The sequence below is a fragment of the Curtobacterium sp. LFS079 genome, assembly GCF_047977865.1.
GTDB lineage: Bacteria > Actinomycetota > Actinomycetes > Actinomycetales > Micrococcaceae > Arthrobacter.
Genome location: NZ_JBFPFO010000006.1, coordinates 22,717 through 40,001, shown reverse-complemented (window position 1 = coordinate 40,001; position 17,285 = coordinate 22,717). Strand labels below are relative to the sequence as shown.

The window sequence follows — 17,285 nt, the reverse complement described above, 5'->3', positions numbered from 1 at the left end:
GCCCCAGCTTACGCCCGCGCCCGGCTGCCGGGCCGCGCCTGTTCAGGCCAGGCGGGAGGCCCCGGCGGCCGGGGTGACCGTGAAGATGTCCGGTGCGGTGTAGCCGGCGTCCGCGAAGGACCGCACGACGGCGTCGCGCACCTGCTGCTCCAGTTCCACCGGGGTCAGGGCGATCGCAGAGCCGCCGAAACCGCCGCCGGTCATGCGCGCGCCGATGGCGCCGTTGGCCCGTGCCGTGTCGACGGCGAGGTCCAGTTCCGGGCAGGAGATCTCGAAGTCGTCGCGCATCGACACGTGGCTGGCATCCAGGAAACGGCCGATGCTGCCCGCGCCACCTGCCGCCAGCTGTTCCACCGTCTCAAGCACACGCGCGTTCTCAGTGACTACGTGCCGGACCCTGCGGAAGGTGACATCGTCGAGGATCCGGGCGGCGTCGTCGAGCTGCTCCACCCCGAGGTCGCGCAGCGCCGGGACGCCCATGAGCCGGGCACCCAGCTCACAGGACGCGCGGCGCGAGGCGTAACCGCCGTCGGCGTGGGAATGCGAAACCTTCGTGTCGATCACCAGCAGGACCAGGCCCGCGGCTTCGGCGTCGAAGGGGACCAGCTGCACGCTCTGGTCCCGGCAGTCCAGGAACACGGCTTTGCCCTTGCTGCCGCGCAGGGACGCGGACTGGTCCATGATGCCGGTCGGGGCGCCGACAAAGCCGTTCTCGCCGTGCTGGGTGGTCAGCACCATTTCCTCTGCGGCCAGCCCCGCGCCGGTGAGTTCGTTCAAGGCGCTGATGACGGCGCATTCGATGGCGTGGGACGAGGACAGTCCGGCACCCAGCGGAACATCGGAGTCCAGGAGGAGCTCGAACCCCGGGACCGTGAGGCCACGCTGCTGCAGGGCCCAGGCAACGCCCAGCGGGTACTTGCTCCAGCCTTTGCCGGAACCGGGGGTGAGCACGGCCAGGTCCGCGTCCACGATGCCCTGGTCCCCGAAGGTGGACAGCAACCGCACCGTGGAGTCACCGCGCAGGCGGATGGCCACCTTCGCGGTCTTGTCGATCGCGAAGGGCAGCACGAAGCCCTCGTTGTAATCCGTGTGTTCGCCGATCAGGTTCACGCGCCCCGGCGCCTGCCAGACACCGTCGGGCAGTGTCCCGAAAGCCTCTTCGAAGCGGGCGGCGAGGCCGCTGCGGAGCTGCCCGTCTATCTGGTGGACGGCCCGGGTGCGGGTCATGCGCGCGCTCCTTCCGGGAGGTTGCTGTCGAAGACAGGGCTGGCAACTGCCCTGAGCCTTTCGGCGACGGCTTCGGGGGTGGTGTCGTTGATGAAGGCTCCCATGGCCGCTTCGGAACCGGCGAGGAACTTCAGCTTGTCCGCGGCACGGCGCGGGGACGTCAGCTGCAGGTGCAACTGGCCGGAATCCCTCAGGGAAGGCTCCAAGGGGGCCTGGTACCACGCAGAGATGTACGGCATGGGCGTGGGGTAGAGCCGGTCCAGCCGCTTGAGCAGTTCCAGGTACACCACGGCAAGTTCATCGCGCTCTTCGCCGTTCAGTGCCGCCAGGTCCGGGACGTGGCGGTGCGGAACGAGGTGGATTTCCAGCGGCCAGCGGGCCGCGAAGGGGACGTATGCGCTGAAGTGGCCGGCCTCCAGGACCATGCGGCTGCCGTCGCTGCGTTCGGCGCGGAGGATGGAGGCGGCCAGGGTCTCCTTGCCGCCGTTTCGCTCGAAGTGCGCGGCTGCGGCGGAGGCCAGGACCCTGGCCCGCGGGGTGACGTAGGGGTACGCATAGATCTGCCCGTGCGGGTGGTGCAGCGTGACGCCGATGTCCGCACCCCGGTTCTCGAAGGGGAAGACCTGCTTGATTCCGGGGAGGGCGCTCAGGGCTCCGGTGCGCTGCGCCCAGGCTTCGATGACTGTGCGGGCGCGCTGTTCGCTGAGTTCGGCGAAGGAGCCGGTGTGCTGCGGGGTGAAGGAGACCACCTCGCATCGGCCGTAGGCGGGTGCGCTATGGCCCCAACCACCGTTGTCCGGGGCCTCCGGCAATTCTCCCGTTGCGGGGCCGAGCGAGGGGAAGCGGTTTTCGAACACCACGACGTCGTAATCCGGCGCCGGGATCTCCGACGGGTTGTCCGGCGTGGTGGGGCAGATGGGGCACTGGTCCGCCGGCGGCAGGTGCGTACGGCTCTGGCGGTGGGCGGCGACGGCGACCCAGTCACCGCTCAGTGCGTCGAAGCGGACTTCGCCTGGCTCGGCGCGCGGCGGCAGCGCGCGGTGGTCCACCAGGGAGGCGGGGTCCCGCGGCGGCGTGCCTGCGTCGTCGAAATACATCAGCTCCCGGCCGTCGGCGAGGAAAGTGCTGCTAAGGCGAGTCATGCGACAATCATCCCACAACTAACCAAAAGTGCAAATTAATTAACAAAACATCACATCTGTCGATGCAGTACGGTTATGCCATGCCTACCGAGATTGCCGGTGAAAAGACCGAATCGCGCCGCTTTGCCAGCGGCCGCCAGTACGAGATCCGACGCGGCGACGCGCTCGCCGTGGTCACGGAACTTGCCGCCGGCCTGCGCCTTTTCAGCCGCAATGGCGTGCAGCTGACCGAAAGCTACAACGACGACGAAATCCCACCAGGCGCCACCGGCATCACCCTGGCGCCGTGGGCCAACCGCGTAGAGGACGGCGTCTGGTACCTCGACGGTGCCAAGCAGCAGCTGGACATCACGGAGGTGGGCCGCAACAACGCCAGCCATGGCCTGCTGCGCAACGCCTCCTACGCGCTGGTGGACGAAGACGAATTCTCGGTCACCCTTGAAGCCGTGATCTTCCCGCAGCACGGCTACCCCTTCCTGGCCCGGCACCGGGTGAGCTACGAACTCGATGCGGACCTCGCCCTGCGGGTCTCGCAGACCTTCATCAACGACTCGCATTCCGCGGCGCCGTTCGTGCTTGGCGCCCACCCGTACCTTCGCCTCGGCGACGTCGCACCGGAGGAACTGCTCCTGACGGTCCAGGCGGCCACCCGCCTCGTGGCGGACGAGCGGCTCATCCCGCGCAGTGCCACGCCCGCGGACGGCGCGTACGCGCTGGGCGGCGGGGCCGCCGTCGCGGACCTGGACATCGACGTCGCCTATACGGACCTGGTGTTCGACGGCGGCGTGGCCCGGCATGTGCTCAGCGCGCCGGACGGGCGACGCGTCACCCTTGAACAGGACGAGGGCTGCGGTTACGTGCATGTCTTCGTTACCGGCAATTTCCCGGGCCGCAGCAAGGCGGTGGCGATCGAGCCCATGACCGGCCCGGCGAATGCCTTCAACACCGGTGAGGGCCTCCGCTGGCTGGAGCCCGGCGCGTCGTTCACCATGCGCTGGGGGATTTCGGCAGTCATCTGAGCGGTTCCCCCTCCGGGCCAGGCGGTTTCCCATAGACGCCCGCCTGCGGAATTATGGGGGCATGAGGCCCACACCAGACGCCACCCCCTCCCTTCCGCCCGCCCGACCCACGGTGGTTCCGCCCCGGCTGTCCGAACACGAGATTGCACAGGACATTCCCTACGGTGTGCGGATCGCTGCGGCCTGGGGCTGGCGGATCGGGCTGATCATGCTGGTGGGCGGGGCGTTCATCTGGCTCCTGTCCAAGGTCAGCTTCCTCATCATCCCGCTGATGGTCGCGTCCCTGCTGGCCGGCCTGCTGCACCCGGTCACGGCCTGGCTGCGCAAAGCCATGCCCCAGGGCCTCGCCGTTGCGGTCACGGTGCTGGGCTTCATCGGCCTGATCGCCGGCGCACTGGCCCTGGTGGGCCGGCAGCTCGCCACCGGCTTCGGCGAACTGTGGCAGCAGGCCCTGACCGGCATCCAGCAGGTCCAATCCTGGCTCTCCGACGGGCCGCTGCACATTACGGCCGACCAGATCGATAAGTACATCGAAGACGGCGTCAACGCGCTGCAGAACAACAGCAGCAGCATCCTCAGCGGGGCGTTGTCCTTCGGCAGCACCGCGGGCCATTTTGCCGCAGGGCTGGTGCTCGCACTGTTCATCCTGATCTTCTTCCTGCTTGAGGGCTCACGGATCTGGAGCTTCCTGGTGCGGTTGCTGCCCAAGCGCGCCCGCGCAGCCACCGACGGGGCGGGACGCCGTGGCTGGGCGTCCATGGTCAGCTACGTGCGCATCCAGATGTTCGTGGCCTTCGTGGACGCTGTGGGCATCGGCGCCGGTGCCGCGATCATCGGGGTTCCGCTGGCCTTGCCATTGGGCGTGCTGGTGTTCATCGCTTCCTTCATCCCCGTGGTGGGTGCCCTCGTCACCGGTGCGATCGCCGTCCTGCTGGCACTGGTGGCGAACGGGTGGGTCAACGCCCTGATCATGCTTGGCATCGTGCTGCTGGTGCAGCAGCTGGAAAGCCACATCCTGCAGCCGATCGTCATGGGCAAGGCGGTGTCCTTGCACCCGGTGGCCGTGATCCTCTCCGTTGCCGCCGGTTCCTACCTTGCCGGGATCCCCGGTGCCCTGTTCGCCGTGCCACTGCTGGCCGTAGCAAACACGGCGGTTCGCTATATTGCCGGCCGGACGTGGGAACATGATGAAGGACTGTCCGCCTCCTACAGGGAGGCCGGAGCCGAGGTGCAGGACCCTGACCAGGATCCCAACATCAAGGACACCCGGCCTGCCGCGTTGCGCCCCGCGCACAACGGCAAGCAGTTCCCGGGCGGCAATGATGCCCCCACCCATGAAGCGGCCGCCCGGCCAGGCCACGGCCAGGACCCGGCAGCCGAGACCGACAAAGGAGAGTAATCCGTGAACACCCTCGAAACCCTGCCCGTCACCCTGGACGATGTCCTTAAGGCGCAGGAGCTGCTCGAGGGCATTATTACCCGGACTCCCATCGAAACCTCCCGGGCGCTCGGCGCCATGGTGGGCGGCGAGGTGTTCTTCAAGTGCGAGAACCTGCAGCGCGCCGGCTCCTTCAAGGTGCGCGGCGCCTACGTCCGCATGGCCCGGCTCTCGGCCGAAGAGAAGGCCCGCGGCGTGGTGGCAGCCTCGGCCGGCAACCACGCCCAAGGCGTGGCCGTCGCTGCCAAGAGCCTGGGCATCAAGGCCCGCATCTACATGCCGCTTGGTGTGGCCCTGCCTAAGCTCGCCGCCACCCGCAGCCACGGGGCCGAGGTGGTGCTTCACGGCCACAACGTCGATGAAGCACTCGCCGAGGCCCAGCGCTACGCCGACGAAAGCGGCGCCGTCTTCGTGCACCCCTTCGACAACGTCGACGTCGTGGCCGGCCAGGGCACCATCGGCCTGGAAATCCTGGAACAGGTCCCCGACGTCGACACCATCCTGATGGGGGTCGGCGGCGGCGGCCTGCTGGCCGGCGTCGCGGTGGCCATCAAGGCCAAGGCCAAGGAACTCGGCCGCGAGATCCGGATCATCGGCGTCCAGGCCGAAAACGCGGCGGCCTACCCGCCCTCGCTTGCCGCCGACGCCCTGGTGCCGCTCAAGAGGGTGTCCACGATGGCGGACGGCATCGCCGTCGGACGTCCCGGGCAGCTGCCCTTCAGCATCATCCGCGAACTGGTCGACGACGTCGTGACCGTCAGCGAGGACTCCCTCGCCCGGGCGCTGATCTTCCTGCTCGAACGGGCCAAGATGGTAGTGGAGCCGGCGGGCGCCGTGGGCGTGGCCGCGCTCATGGACGGCACCATCGAGAATCCCGGCAAGGTGGCCGTGGTGCTTTCCGGCGGCAACATCGACCCCATGCTCATGCTCAAGGTGATCCAGCGCGGCCTCTCGGCAGCAGGACGTTTCATGACCGTGCGCATGATGCTCGATGACCGCCCCGGCTCGCTGGCAACCATCGCCCGTATCATTGCCGAGAACGACGCCAACGTCACCGGCCTGGACCACACCAGGGTGGGCGGCGCCATCAGCATGGGTGATGTCTCCATCACCATCAACCTGGAAACCAAGGGCCACGAACACGGCAAGCAGGTTCTCGCCGCGCTCCGGGCCGAAGGCTTCCAGCCGATCGTGGTGCACTGACGGCGGCAGGATGTCTTACCTGGGCGCCAGCACCCCGGAGCCGTCCGCGCCCGGGAAGGAGTCCCTCGCGGCGCGCGCCAAAGGCGGGCTGCTCCTCATGGGCGGCTTCGTGCTGCTGCTGGCCGTGATCGAGCTGATCAACACGCTGCTCCGCCACAGTCTCAACAGCACGTTCGGGCTGCGCCCGCGGAGCCCGGACGGCGCGCTGGACATCCTGACCTTCCCCTTGCTGCACGCCGGTTTCGGCCACCTGTTCTCCAACGCCCTGCCCCTGATCATCTTCGGATTCCTGGTGTTCCTGTCGGGCCTCCGGGTGTTCCTGACCACCTTGGCGTTCAGCTGGCTGGGGTCCGGCGTGGCGGTCTGGCTGATCGGCGCAGGCGTGACCGTCGGCGCATCGGGGCTCGTGTTCGGCCTGTTCGCCTTCCTGCTGGTGCGCGGCGTCCTGAACCGCAACTGGTGGCAGCTGCTGCTTTCGGTGGTGCTGTTCCTTGCCTACGGCGGCATCCTCTTCGGGATACTGCCCAGCGTGATGGGCGTCGTGTCCTGGCAGGCGCACCTCGGCGGGGCGGCGGGCGGCGTCCTGGCCGCGGTGCTGCTCCGGCCCAAGACGCCGTAACGCAAAACGCCGGCCCTCCCGCAAAAAGGGGAGGGCCGGCGTCGTCCTTAACGGGTGCTTAGCCGGTGAACGGCTTGGCGGAAACGATCTCCACCGGGATTACCTTGCCGTTGGGGGCGGTGTAGCTGAGCTTGTCGCCCTCCTTGTGGCCCATGATGGCGACGCCGAGCGGGGACTTCTCGCTGAACACGTCGAGGTCGGAATCCCCTGCGATCTCGCGGGAGCCGAGCAGGAAGGTTTCCTCATCGCCGGCGATGAGGGCCACGACGAGCATGCCCGGTTCGACGATTCCGTCGTCGGCCGGTGCTTCGCCGACCTGGGCATCGCGCAGCAGTACGGTCAGCTGGCGGATGCGGGCTTCGATCTTGCCCTGCTCTTCCTTGGCGGCATGGTAGCCGCCGTTTTCCTTCAGGTCGCCTTCCTGACGCGCAGCTTCGATCTTCTGGACGATGTCCGCACGGCCGGCCCCGGACAGGTGCTCCAGTTCGGCCTTCAGGCGGTCATATGCGTCCTGGGTAAGCCACGCTGCAGTTGCGCTGTTGGTGGTAGACACGGACTTCTCCTTATGGATCTGCAAGCAAAAGACCCCGCAGTGGTGGCCACTCGTGGAACTCAGTAACCAGCTCAGCGGGGTAGAGGTATTGATCCAGTGTAGTCAATCCTATGGACAAACCAAAAGCCAAAGGAGTCGCGGGTCACACCTGATCAGTGGCCGCTGTCCGTGATCCAGCAATTGTCCACGAGGCCGGAGACTGCCTCCGACTCGGTCCGTAGGGCCAGCCGGTGGATGGTGGTGCGCCCGCCGTCCGCGCCGTCCTTGGGCTCGTTCGGGCCGATCTCCACGACCTTCCAGCCCACCACCGCGAACTTGGAATCCAAGGCTTTCACGGCGCATTTTGCCGTCGCACCCGGGTACTTGGTGACTTGGAAATCCACGTCGATCTGCGTGGCGTCCGTGGCGTGGTAGCCGATGTCCTTGAAGGTGACCGGAGCGGTGGCGTTGCTGGTCGCGATCCATGCCATGAACCCGATGCCCAACAGAAGCGCGGCGATGACCAGGTTCCGCATTCCTTTGCGTCCGAGGCGTCGCTTTTGGCCGCCGTAGCGATTGGCTAGGCTGGTACTTGCCGGCAGCGCGGTAGCCGATGGGTCTTCCGAAGTCACCTGTCCAGTTTAGTGCGCGTCCGGCAACACCCTTGCACCAGCCCATCACCTGCCACCCCGCCAGCAGGACGAAGCATTGCCGGCAGCACCCCCGCCGGCAGCACCCAGAAAGAGGAACGCCTGAAGGATGAGCACATCCACCAGCTCCGACACCCCGCTCCGGCTGCTTGCGGTCCACGCGCACCCGGATGACGAATCCAGCAAGGGCGCCGCGACCATGGCGATGTACGCCGCGTCCGGCGTCGAGGTGATGGTGGCGACCTGCACCGACGGTTCCCGCGGGGACATCCAGAACCCCGGGATGGAAGATGCTCCGCATCCCAAGCGGGACATGGCCGGCGCCCGCCGGCTGGAGATGAACGCGGCCGCGAAGGTCCTGGGCATCCGCCAGCAGTGGCTCGGCTTCGTGGATTCCGGGCTCCCCGAAGGCGATCCGACGCCGGCCCTTCCGCAGGGCTGCTTCGCCCTCCAGCCGTTGGAACGGGCCGCTGCGCCCTTGGTGCGCCTGGTCCGCGATTTCAAGCCGCACGTCATCCTCAGCTATGACGAGAACGGCGGCTACCCGCACCCGGACCACATCATGGCCCACAAGGTGGCCGTCGAGGCATACCACGCGGCCGGCGACCCCGAGCGCTACCAAGGCATCGGGGAGGCCTGGGCTCCTAGCAAGCTCTACTACGACCGCGCCTTCAGCCCGGAACGGTTCCGCGCCCTGCACTTCGCGCTGGAGGAGGCCGGCCTGCAGTCTCCCTACGCCGCTCGCCTGGCCGCCTGGCTGGAGGCCGACGCCGAAGGCCACACCCCGGCGGCGCCCGCGCACCAGACCACCACCCAGGTTGACTGCGGGGACTATTTTGAGCTCCGTGACGATGCGCTCCGGGCCCACCGCACCCAGATCGACCCCGAGGGCTTCTTCTTCGCCGTCTCGCCGGAGTTGCAGCGCACGGTGTGGCCGTGGGAGGACTACACCCTGGTGCATTCACGGGTCGAGTCCGAACTGCCCGAAAAGGACCTGTTCGCAGGGCTAAGATAGAACGTGCCAGGCGATTTCTATCAGACGTAGAAATCAGGTGCGGAAAACGCCGCCCGGCAGCCAGCACCTCCCACAGAAGGTTTGAACCGTGCATCACTTGCTCCTCGCCCTGGCCACGACCCCGGCGCCTTCGCCGACTCCGTCCCTGCGGCCGGGCCTGTCGGAGGACCAGGTGACTCCCGGTACCTGGGGCTTCATCCTGACCGCGTTCATTGTGGTGCTGACGACCTTCCTGATCGTGGACATGGTCCGCAGGATCCGCCGGGTCCGCTACCGTGCCCAGGTTGAAGAAGCCCGCCTTGCTGCCGAAGGCGGTTCCGATGCCGAGGCCGATGGTGATGGCGGAGCAGCAACCCGCTGACCAGCGACCCGCTGACCGGCAACCCGCCGACCCGGACCGTAGTCCGGACGCGCCGGGGAGCTTCAACGTCCTCGGCTCCGAGCCTTCGGCCTACCTGCGCCAGCACGCGCACAACCCGGTGCACTGGCAGCCCTTCGGGGACGACGCCTTCGCGTTGGCCGCGGGCCGCGACGTTCCAGTCTTCCTCTCCATCGGCTACGCGGCCTGCCATTGGTGCCACGTCATGGCCCATGAATCCTTCGAGGACCAGGACACGGCCGACTACCTGAACGCCCATTTCGTGGCGATCAAGGTGGACCGCGAGGAGCGGCCGGACGTCGATTCGGTCTACATGGCGGCCACCCAGGCAATCAGCGGCGAAGGCGGCTGGCCCATGTCCGTGTTCCTCACCCCGGAGGGGCTGGCCTTCCACGCCGGAACCTACTTCCCGCCCGCGCCGCTGCCCGGCCGCCCCTCGTTCCGGCAGGTGCTCGAAGCCGTCCGCGAGGCCTGGCTGGAACGCCGTGACGCCGTCGTGCAGAATGCCCGCGGTCTCGCCGCCGGGATGGCCGACGCCCAGGCGGGTGCCGCCGTCGTCCTCGACGCCGTGCCGCAACCGCTCGACGCCGGGCTGCTGGCCGCCGCGGTCCAGGTGCTGGCGCGCTCGGAAGACCCCGACGACGGCGGCTTCGGCCGCGCGCCCAAGTTCCCGCCGTCGGCGGTGCTGGAGTTCCTCATCCGGCACGCGGCGGTCCCCTCTGAAACCTCGGACGCGGCGCGGGACATGGCCGGCCGCACCCTCGCCGCGATGGCCCGTTCAGCGTTGCGGGACCAGCTGGACGGCGGCTTTGCCCGCTACTCCGTGACGGCCGACTGGTCCGTTCCGCATTTCGAGAAGATGCTCTACGACAACGCCCAGCTGGTGCGGGTGTACGCCCATTGGGTCCGGCTGGGTGGCGACGCCGTCTTCCCGGCCGACGAAGCCGCAGCGGTGGCCCGGGGAGCCGCGGCGTGGATGATCGACGCGCTGGGCCTGGGCACGTTGGAAGAAGGCACGTTGGAAGAAGGCACGTTGGAGGAAGGCACCGAGGCGGAAGGCGGCCTCGCCTCCTCCCTGGATGCCGACACCGTGGTCGACGGCGTCCACCACGAGGGGGCCACGTACTTGTGGAGCCCAGCCCAGTTGGAGGAGGCCCTGGGGCCAGGTGACGGGCCGGCAGTGGCCAGGCTGATGAACGTCGCCGCCCGCGGGACGGTGTCCGCCGACGGTTCGCCGCTTCATCCGGGCCGACACTTCGACGCCGCCGAAGCCGCGCTGTGGGAGCGTTCACTCCCGGTGCTGCTGGCGGCACGTTCGCACCGCAGCCAGCCCGAGCGGGACGACAAAGTGGTGGCCGGCTGGAACGGACTGGCCATCGCCGCCCTGGCCGACGCCGGGGCCATCCTCGAAGAACCCCGCTTCATCCACGCGGCGGAGAATATCGCCGGGTACCTGCAGCGTGTGCACTGGGGCGCGGATCCGCACACCGGCCGCCCGCGCCTCAGCCGGGTCTCGCACGAAGGGACGGCCCGCGGAATCGGCGGCCTGCTGGAGGACTACGCCTTCTGCGCCGACGGCCTACTGGCGCTCTACGCCGTCACGGGCCGCGGCCGCTGGTACGGTTTCGCCCAGGATCTGCTCACGGAAGCCGCGGCCCGCTTTGCGGCCGGCGGGCGCCTGTCCGATTCGGCGGGGGAGTCCGGGCAGGTGCTCCGGGCGCAGGGCGAGCAACCGTCTCTGGATCCCTTCGACAATGCCGCGCCCAGCGGTGCGGCCGCATTCGCCGGGGCGCTGCTGTCATCCGCGGCCTATTCCGGCTCGCATGCGCAACGCGTGATGGCCGGGAACATCCTGAACCTCCTTCCACCGATCGCCACCCGCGCCCCCCGGGTGGCCGGCTGGCTCCTGGCCACCGCGCAAGCCGCCCTGGCCGGGCCGCTGGAGGCCGCTGTCGCGGGTCCGGACGGGCCCGCACGGCGGGAACTGCACCGCCGCCTGCTGCTCTCGCCGAGCCCGGGGCTGGTCATTGCCGTGCAGCAGGATCCCGACGGCGGCGGGCCGGTTCCGGAAAAGGACAGGGTTCCGCTCCTGGAGCACCGTAGCGCCACGGCGGATGGTTCGCCCCAGGTGTACCTGTGCCGGGGCATGGTGTGCCGGCGGCCGGTGGCTTCGCTTGCGGAACTCGAGGAGCAACTGGCTGCGATTGCCGGAGCCGGGACGGAACCCGAAGGCTAGGCTGGGCACATGAGTGGCGGCAGCTCCGGCGTCGAACGTTTCCTCCGCAACGGGCGGATCGACAGGTACCCCAGGAAACAGGACGCCCGGCGCATGCTCCTGGAATGGATCACCGAACGGGTCCTCGCGCCGGGCGAGGCGATCAACGAGCGCAGCTTCAACGATCGCCTCGCGGAATACACTGACGACCACGTGATGCTGCGCCGCTACCTGGTGGACGCGGGGCTGGTGGAGCGGGCGCCGGATGGCAGCTCATACTTCCTGCCGGGGGGCTGACTCAGCGGATCAGCGCAGCACCGCGACCATGATCGCAGCGAAGTGTGCCGCGAACCCGAACACGGTGAAGACGTGGAAAAGCTCGTGGAAGCCGAAGACGCCGGGCCGGAAATTGGGTGCCTTCAACCCGTAGAACACGGCCCCGGCAATATAGAACGCGCCCCCCACACAGATCAGCACCGCCGCCGGAATACTGGCGGCGAAGAACTGCGGAAGGAAGAACACCGCGGCGCAACCCAGCGCCACGTAAATGGGCACGTAGAGCCAGCGCGGTGCATGCGTCCACAGGACCCGGAACAGCACTCCGAGGACGGCACCGCTCCAGATGAGCCACAACAGCAACACGGCAGTGGGGCGCTCCAGCAAACACCAGGACAACGGCGTGTAGCTGCCGGCGATCACCAGCATGATGTTGCTGTGGTCAAGGCGCTTCAGGAGCATCCGCGGCTTATCCCGCCAGTTGCCGCGATGGTAGACGGCGGATACCCCGAACAGCAGGGCACCCGTGACGGCATAGATGGCGGAGGCGATTTTGCGGTCCGCGCCGGGGGCCAGGGACACCAGCACGATCCCTGCCGCGATGGCGAACGGGGTGGCTGCGGCATGGATCCAGCCGCGCCAGAGGGGTTTGGCCAAGAGAAGCTCCGACATTGTTAAAGGGTAAGCTACGATCCGGTAAGTTACCAACGGGTAACTTGTGTGGGCTGCGCTTCACGACAGCGCGTGCATGTCCTTCCCGCTCCGGGGCGGTAGCCTAGGTGGTGCACCCGCGGCGCCCGGCCCGGGTCTGCTGTGAGCGAAGGAAGCCAGGTGAACGTCCGGATGGAGCTGCCCGGGATTCTCTACGGCTTCTACGAACGCAAGCTCCTGCGCTCCCTCGAAACAGAGAAAATTCCGCGCCATATCGGCGTGATGGTGGACGGTAACCGCCGCTGGGCGCGGCAGTTCAACGCCCCCACCAGCGAGGGCCACCAGGCCGGTGCGGACAAGATCCACGAGTTCCTCGGCTGGTGCCAGGAACTCGGCGTCAAAGTGGTCACGCTCTACATGCTCTCCACGGACAACATGAGCCGGTCCGGTGAAGAACTGGACCTGCTCATGGGGATCATCGCCAACACCATGGACCGCCTCGACGAAGCCCCCGACATTTCGGTGCACGCCCTGGGCGCCCCCGAGCTCCTGCCCGACTACCTCGCCGAGCGGCTCAACAAACTCACCGCCCGCACGCCGGTGCGCGAGAAGCTGCACGTGAATGTCGCCGTCGGGTACGGCGGCCGCCGGGAGATCGTCGACGCCGTCCGCGAACTGCTGCACGACGCCGTCGCCAAGGGGCGCGACATGGCAGAGGTCGCGGACGAACTGTCCGTGGACGACATCTCCCGCTTCCTCTACACCCGCGGCCAGCCTGACCCGGACCTGGTGATCCGCACCTCGGGAGAGCAGCGGCTCTCCGGCTTCCTGATGTGGCAGAGCGCCTACAGCGAGTTCTACTTCTGCGAGGCACTGTGGCCTGCCTTCCGCAAGATCGACTTCCTGCGGGCCCTGCGCGATTATGCGGGACGGCAGCGGCGCTTCGGCGCCTGACACCGCACGCCTGACCTCCGCATTGTCGGACGCCCGACGCCGGTGGGCCGGGGTTCACATGAAGTTCACATCGCGGACACACGAATCGCCGCAGTTTGTCACCGGAAATGTAAATGCCCGGGAATACGTTAATCCCATCAGCAGGCAAAACCGCCCGCTGATCGGGGAGGCCAGTAGATGGAGCGAAACATCGCACCTTATACGTGGAGGGCCGAGCCCGGCCTTCGGCCGAGCCGCCTCACGAATAAGCCGGGCGAACGCCCGGGGCTGGAGTCGATGTGGCTATTTCCGAGCAACTGCCCGTAATCGTTTCCGACGGGGAAAGTGCAGCTACCTCTCGCAGCAAGCGGAGCCCTAAAGCCAAGGCTCCGCAGGCCGGAAAAGCAGCCGGCCGAAGCTATGTGATTGACACCTCCGTGTTGCTCTCCGATCCGCGCGCACTGCTACGCTTCGCCGAGCACGAGGTCATTGTGCCGATCGTGGTCATCACCGAGCTCGAAGGCAAACGCCACGATCCCGAACTTGGCTATTTCGCCCGCAAGGCACTGAGGCTGCTCGACGACCTCCGCATCGAACACGGCGGACTCAACACGCCCATTCCGATCGGCAGCGACGGAGGAACTCTCCGCGTGGAAATGAACCACATCTCCACTGAGGTCCTGCCCGCAGGATTCCGCGGCGCGGACAACGACAGCCGCATCCTCGCCGTCGCGAAGAACCTGGCCAACGAAGGCCACAACGTCACGGTGGTCTCCAAGGACCTGCCCATGCGCGTCAAGGCTTCGGCGATGGGCCTGCTTGCCGACGAGTACCGCAACGAACTCGTGAAGGACTCCGGCTGGACCGGCGTGGCCGAAGTGGAAGCCAGCGAAGAGGAAATCGGCACCCTCTACGGCCACGAGCCCGTCTTCATCCCCGCGGCGGCCGAACTTCCCGTCAATACCGGGCTGGTGCTCCTCTCCAACCGGGGATCTGCCCTCGGCCGGGTGGGCGCGGACAAGCAGGTGCGCCTCGTCAAGGGCGACCGCGACGTGTTCGGCCTACACGGACGTTCCGCCGAGCAGCGGCTCGCCATCGACATGCTCATGGACCCCTCCGTGGGCATCGTCTCCATTGGCGGCCGGGCAGGCACCGGCAAGTCCGCCCTGGCGCTCTGTGCAGGCCTCGAAGCCGTCCTGGAACGCCGGGAACACCGCAAGGTGATCGTCTTCCGTCCGCTCTATGCGGTCGGCGGCCAGGAACTGGGCTACTTGCCCGGCTCCGAGTCGGAAAAGATGAACCCGTGGGCACAGGCCGTGTTCGACACACTCGGCGCACTGGTATCGCAGGAAGTCGTCGAGGAGGTCATGGACCGAGGCATGCTCGAAGTCATGCCGCTCACGCACATCCGCGGCCGCTCCCTGCACGACGCCTTCGTGATCGTCGACGAAGCCCAGTCGCTCGAGAAGAACGTCCTGCTCACCGTGATGAGCCGCATCGGACAGAACTCCAAGATCGTCCTCACCCACGACGTCGCCCAGCGCGACAACCTCCGGGTCGGACGGCACGACGGCATTGCCGCCGTCGTCGAAACCCTCAAGGGACACCCGCTGTTCGGCCACATCACCCTGACCCGCTCAGAACGCTCGCCCATCGCGGCGCTTGTCACGGAACTGCTCGAAGGGGCGGAGATTTAACCCTGGTGGGTTAATTTATCCTTCAACGGAGCGACGCTCATCTGGGTGCCGCTCCGTTGTCGGGTTCGACGTGAGACGGCCCTTCGCCGTCGCTTAGACACGGCCGATAGGCGCCGCTTCGGTCGCTGAGCGACCTACACGACGCGATCGACCGCGATGCGCTCCTTTACGAAGGACCGCCGTCCCGTCTCGTGCGTTCGTCGCCTCTTGTTCGGCGCTACCCTCAGAGCCCCAGGAACTTTGCGAAGGGGGCGTGGCCTTGTACCTTTAGGGTCCAGTCGGGGCGCTTGAAGGCTTCCGGTGTGACGCGGACGCGTTGGACGTCCTCTACTTTCGGGCCCCAGTTGGTGCGGTGGATGCCGTTCAGTTCGTAGCCGAGGGAGCGGGAGACGCCCAGGGACTTTTCGTTCCAGGCGGCGGCTTCGGACTCGGCAACTTCCGCGCCGAGGTGGTCGAAAGCGTAGCTCACGACGGCGGCACGCATCTCTTTGCCGAGGCCCTGGCCCTGGGCGGACTGCGTCAGCCAGGAGCCGGTGCCGACCGTCTTCAGGACCTTGAAATCCTTGGCGCCGATGTCCTGGCAGCCGATGAGTGCACCCTCGTGCCAGATGCCCAGCAGGAGAGTCCAGTTGTCGGGGGTCGTCGTGGAGCGGCAGGTCCAGTGCCAGCGGGCAAGGTTGGGGCCAAGTTCGTCTGCCGGCACTTCCGCCCACGGGCTACTGAAGGGGCTGCGGCCGGGTTCGTGGATGCCGCTGAGCGCGGCGTCGAACAATGCCGGGATGTCCTGGTCCTGCACGGCCTTCAGCTGTAGGCGGGGCGTGGTCAGAGTGAGCCCGAATGCAGGCCAAAGGTCCGTAAGCGAGGTCATCACAGAACCCTAGCGCGTTTGGGATCAGCCGCTCTGCGCTCCCGGCTCCCAGGTGATGTGCTGCCGGACGTCGCTCAGGTTCATGGATTCGGCCAGGAACAGGTCGTCCAGCATGTATTCGTCCACGCCCAGGATGCGGATCCAGTGTCCGGTGCCGGCGGCGCCGCCGTCGAGCGCCTCGCTCGCCACGCACACGCCCGTGCCCGCGTCGACTCTCAGGCGGGTGCGGCCTGGCTGGCACAGGGGAGAAGCCGCGTCCGCCGGTGTGTAGTTGGTCCCGGGGGTCACCACGCATTCCAAGGCCGGGCGACCCTCGTGGTCCACCTCGCGCACCGGGCCGAGCGCCACGGGATTGCTTTCCGGGAATTCGATCGGCACCGGGGCATTGCCCGCAAGCTCCACTGGATCGAGTGCCGCCGCCAGGCGGCCGTTCCCGAAGGACGGCTCCCCGTACGCGGCTTCCGGCCGGCGGCGGACCAGCCCGGCGCCGTCGTACACGGGAGTCACCAGGTGCGCCGGCAGCAGCCAGGAGCTGCGGCTGGAGCGGACGTAGAAGCTGTCCCGCGAGTCGTTGATGCCCGTGGTGGAGTGCAGCAGCATGCCGTCCGCGCTCTCAAGGCGAAGCGCGCCCGGCCGGCGCAGCCACGCCTTAACGGCGCCGCTTCCGTCTCCCGGGAGGTCGCGGTATTCGAAGCGGAGGCTGGTCCATTTCCACGGCGAAGACCGGCAAAGGTTCCGGAATGTGGAGGACATGTCGGGGGTATTTCCGCCCCCGGAATCTGCACTGTAGCGCCCCATATCCACATGATACGGCCCGGCCCACGCGGCTCCGCCGGCAAAACGGATAGCATCCGAGAGTGATCCGACGACTCAGTGAATTGTGGAGCGCCAGCCCCGTGGCCTTCTGGCTGGTCCTGGCCGCGTGCCTCTACTTCGCCGTCATGGCCGTCCGGCTGACCATCATCGACGTCCGCCACCACCTGCTGCCCAACCGGATCGTGTTCCCCTCCTACGGGATCGCCGGGCTGCTGCTCGCCGGGGCCGCGCTCGCCGTTGCCGCTTCCGGCGCGGTACAGGAAATGCCCGACGCCGGAGCCGCCCTGTTCGGCGTGCCCGTCCTGGGGGTCGTGGCCGGGGGAGCGGTGCTGTGGCTCTTCTATTTCGTGCTTCGGCTGATCCACCCGCCCGGCATGGGATTCGGGGACGTCAAGCTCGCAGGGGTGCTGGGCCTCTACCTGGGCTACCTCGGCTGGACGCATATCTTCGCCGGGACGTTCCTGGCGTTCCTCTTCGGCGGGGTGTGGAGCCTGCTTATCCTGGCCGCGCGGCGCGGAACCCTCCGCTCCGCGATTCCCTTCGGACCGTTCATGCTCGCGGGCGCAGCCGCGGCCATGGCAGTGCTGCCCGCCTGAACCAGTGCG

General features: G+C 67.7%; 18 protein-coding genes. 11 read left to right on the top strand and 7 right to left on the bottom strand.

The annotated features are described in order from the left end of the window. Nucleotides 1–42: 42 nt before the first annotated feature. Together galK and galT are read right to left on the bottom strand one after the other, a co-directional pair. Entirely contained in the window at nucleotides 43–1,227 is a 1,185-nt protein-coding gene (gene galK / locus ACNQPB_RS11810) for a galactokinase (protein WP_498751873.1), read from the bottom strand. Then, on the bottom strand, nucleotides 1,224–2,369 hold the full coding sequence (galT, locus tag ACNQPB_RS11805) for a galactose-1-phosphate uridylyltransferase (RefSeq protein ID WP_498751871.1): 1,146 nt from the start codon (nucleotides 2,367–2,369) through the stop codon (nucleotides 1,224–1,226). Before galT ends, galK begins: the two co-directional genes overlap by 4 nt. Nucleotides 2,370–2,449: 80 nt before the next feature. Between galT and ACNQPB_RS11800 the strand changes: the two genes are divergently transcribed. The 4 genes from ACNQPB_RS11800 to ACNQPB_RS11785 all read left to right on the top strand — a co-directional run bounded on the left by ACNQPB_RS11800 (nucleotide 2,450) and on the right by ACNQPB_RS11785 (nucleotide 6,648). Further along, complete coding sequence (locus ACNQPB_RS11800) at nucleotides 2,450–3,388, top strand: aldose 1-epimerase family protein (RefSeq protein ID WP_498751869.1); 939 nt, start codon at nucleotides 2,450–2,452, stop codon at nucleotides 3,386–3,388. A gap of 61 nt (nucleotides 3,389–3,449) precedes the next feature. After that, complete coding sequence (locus tag ACNQPB_RS11795; RefSeq protein ID WP_498751867.1) at nucleotides 3,450–4,787, top strand: AI-2E family transporter; 1,338 nt, start codon at nucleotides 3,450–3,452, stop codon at nucleotides 4,785–4,787. 3 nt (nucleotides 4,788–4,790) lie between these two features. Continuing rightward, nucleotides 4,791–6,029: a threonine ammonia-lyase gene (ilvA, locus tag ACNQPB_RS11790; protein ID WP_498751865.1), complete on the top strand. Its 1,239-nt coding sequence runs from the start codon at nucleotides 4,791–4,793 to the stop codon at nucleotides 6,027–6,029. Between the two features lie 10 nt (nucleotides 6,030–6,039). Beyond that, complete coding sequence (locus ACNQPB_RS11785) at nucleotides 6,040–6,648, top strand: rhomboid family intramembrane serine protease (RefSeq protein WP_498751863.1); 609 nt, start codon at nucleotides 6,040–6,042, stop codon at nucleotides 6,646–6,648. Between the two features lie 58 nt (nucleotides 6,649–6,706). Here ACNQPB_RS11785 and greA read toward each other — a convergent pair whose 3' ends face one another. Beyond that, nucleotides 6,707–7,201, bottom strand: coding sequence for a transcription elongation factor GreA (greA, locus tag ACNQPB_RS11780; protein ID WP_498751861.1), 495 nt, complete (start codon nucleotides 7,199–7,201; stop codon nucleotides 6,707–6,709). Between the two features lie 152 nt (nucleotides 7,202–7,353). Next, a complete protein-coding gene (locus ACNQPB_RS11775) occupies nucleotides 7,354–7,812 on the bottom strand; it encodes a DUF4307 domain-containing protein (protein WP_498751859.1) in 459 nt (152 codons plus the stop codon). Nucleotides 7,813–7,939: 127 nt separating this feature from the next. On the opposite strand from ACNQPB_RS11775, the gene mca reads away from it, so the two are divergent. From mca to ACNQPB_RS11755, 4 genes are all read left to right on the top strand, one after another. Then, the gene (mca, locus tag ACNQPB_RS11770; protein ID WP_498751857.1) at nucleotides 7,940–8,845 is read left to right on the top strand and encodes a mycothiol conjugate amidase Mca; all 906 of its coding nucleotides are present in this window, start codon (nucleotides 7,940–7,942) and stop codon (nucleotides 8,843–8,845) included. Between the two features lie 88 nt (nucleotides 8,846–8,933). Beyond that, the gene (locus ACNQPB_RS11765) at nucleotides 8,934–9,206 is read left to right on the top strand and encodes a hypothetical protein (protein ID WP_498751855.1); all 273 of its coding nucleotides are present in this window, start codon (nucleotides 8,934–8,936) and stop codon (nucleotides 9,204–9,206) included. Continuing rightward, on the top strand, nucleotides 9,178–11,460 hold the full coding sequence (locus ACNQPB_RS11760; RefSeq protein WP_498752208.1) for a thioredoxin domain-containing protein: 2,283 nt from the start codon (nucleotides 9,178–9,180) through the stop codon (nucleotides 11,458–11,460). Before ACNQPB_RS11765 ends, ACNQPB_RS11760 begins: the two co-directional genes overlap by 29 nt. A gap of 9 nt (nucleotides 11,461–11,469) precedes the next feature. After that, nucleotides 11,470–11,736 (top strand): DUF2087 domain-containing protein, encoded by a 267-nt coding sequence (locus ACNQPB_RS11755; RefSeq protein WP_498751853.1) that lies wholly within the window; start codon nucleotides 11,470–11,472, stop codon nucleotides 11,734–11,736. 9 nt (nucleotides 11,737–11,745) lie between these two features. Here the strand turns inward: ACNQPB_RS11755 and trhA are convergent, their stop codons facing one another. Beyond that, a complete protein-coding gene (trhA, locus tag ACNQPB_RS11750) occupies nucleotides 11,746–12,387 on the bottom strand; it encodes a PAQR family membrane homeostasis protein TrhA (RefSeq protein ID WP_498751851.1) in 642 nt (213 codons plus the stop codon). 171 nt (nucleotides 12,388–12,558) lie between these two features. Here trhA and ACNQPB_RS11745 point away from each other — a divergent pair, with 171 nt between their 5' ends. Both ACNQPB_RS11745 and phoH2 read left to right on the top strand, forming a co-directional pair. Beyond that, nucleotides 12,559–13,320, top strand: a complete 762-nt coding sequence (locus ACNQPB_RS11745) for an isoprenyl transferase (protein WP_498752206.1) — start codon at nucleotides 12,559–12,561, stop codon at nucleotides 13,318–13,320. A 401-nt stretch (nucleotides 13,321–13,721) separates the two neighbouring features. After that, a complete protein-coding gene (gene phoH2 / locus ACNQPB_RS11740) occupies nucleotides 13,722–14,996 on the top strand; it encodes an RNA 5'-3' helicase PhoH2 (RefSeq protein ID WP_498751849.1) in 1,275 nt (424 codons plus the stop codon). A gap of 223 nt (nucleotides 14,997–15,219) precedes the next feature. Here the strand turns inward: phoH2 and ACNQPB_RS11735 are convergent, their stop codons facing one another. Both ACNQPB_RS11735 and ACNQPB_RS11730 read right to left on the bottom strand, forming a co-directional pair. After that, complete coding sequence (locus tag ACNQPB_RS11735; RefSeq protein WP_498751847.1) at nucleotides 15,220–15,864, bottom strand: GNAT family N-acetyltransferase; 645 nt, start codon at nucleotides 15,862–15,864, stop codon at nucleotides 15,220–15,222. Between the two features lie 24 nt (nucleotides 15,865–15,888). After that, nucleotides 15,889–16,617 (bottom strand): hypothetical protein, encoded by a 729-nt coding sequence (locus ACNQPB_RS11730; RefSeq protein ID WP_498751845.1) that lies wholly within the window; start codon nucleotides 16,615–16,617, stop codon nucleotides 15,889–15,891. A 104-nt stretch (nucleotides 16,618–16,721) separates the two neighbouring features. Here ACNQPB_RS11730 and ACNQPB_RS11725 point away from each other — a divergent pair, with 104 nt between their 5' ends. Continuing rightward, nucleotides 16,722–17,276, top strand: a complete 555-nt coding sequence (locus tag ACNQPB_RS11725; RefSeq protein ID WP_498751843.1) for a prepilin peptidase — start codon at nucleotides 16,722–16,724, stop codon at nucleotides 17,274–17,276. The last annotated feature ends 9 nt before the right edge of the window (nucleotides 17,277–17,285 follow it).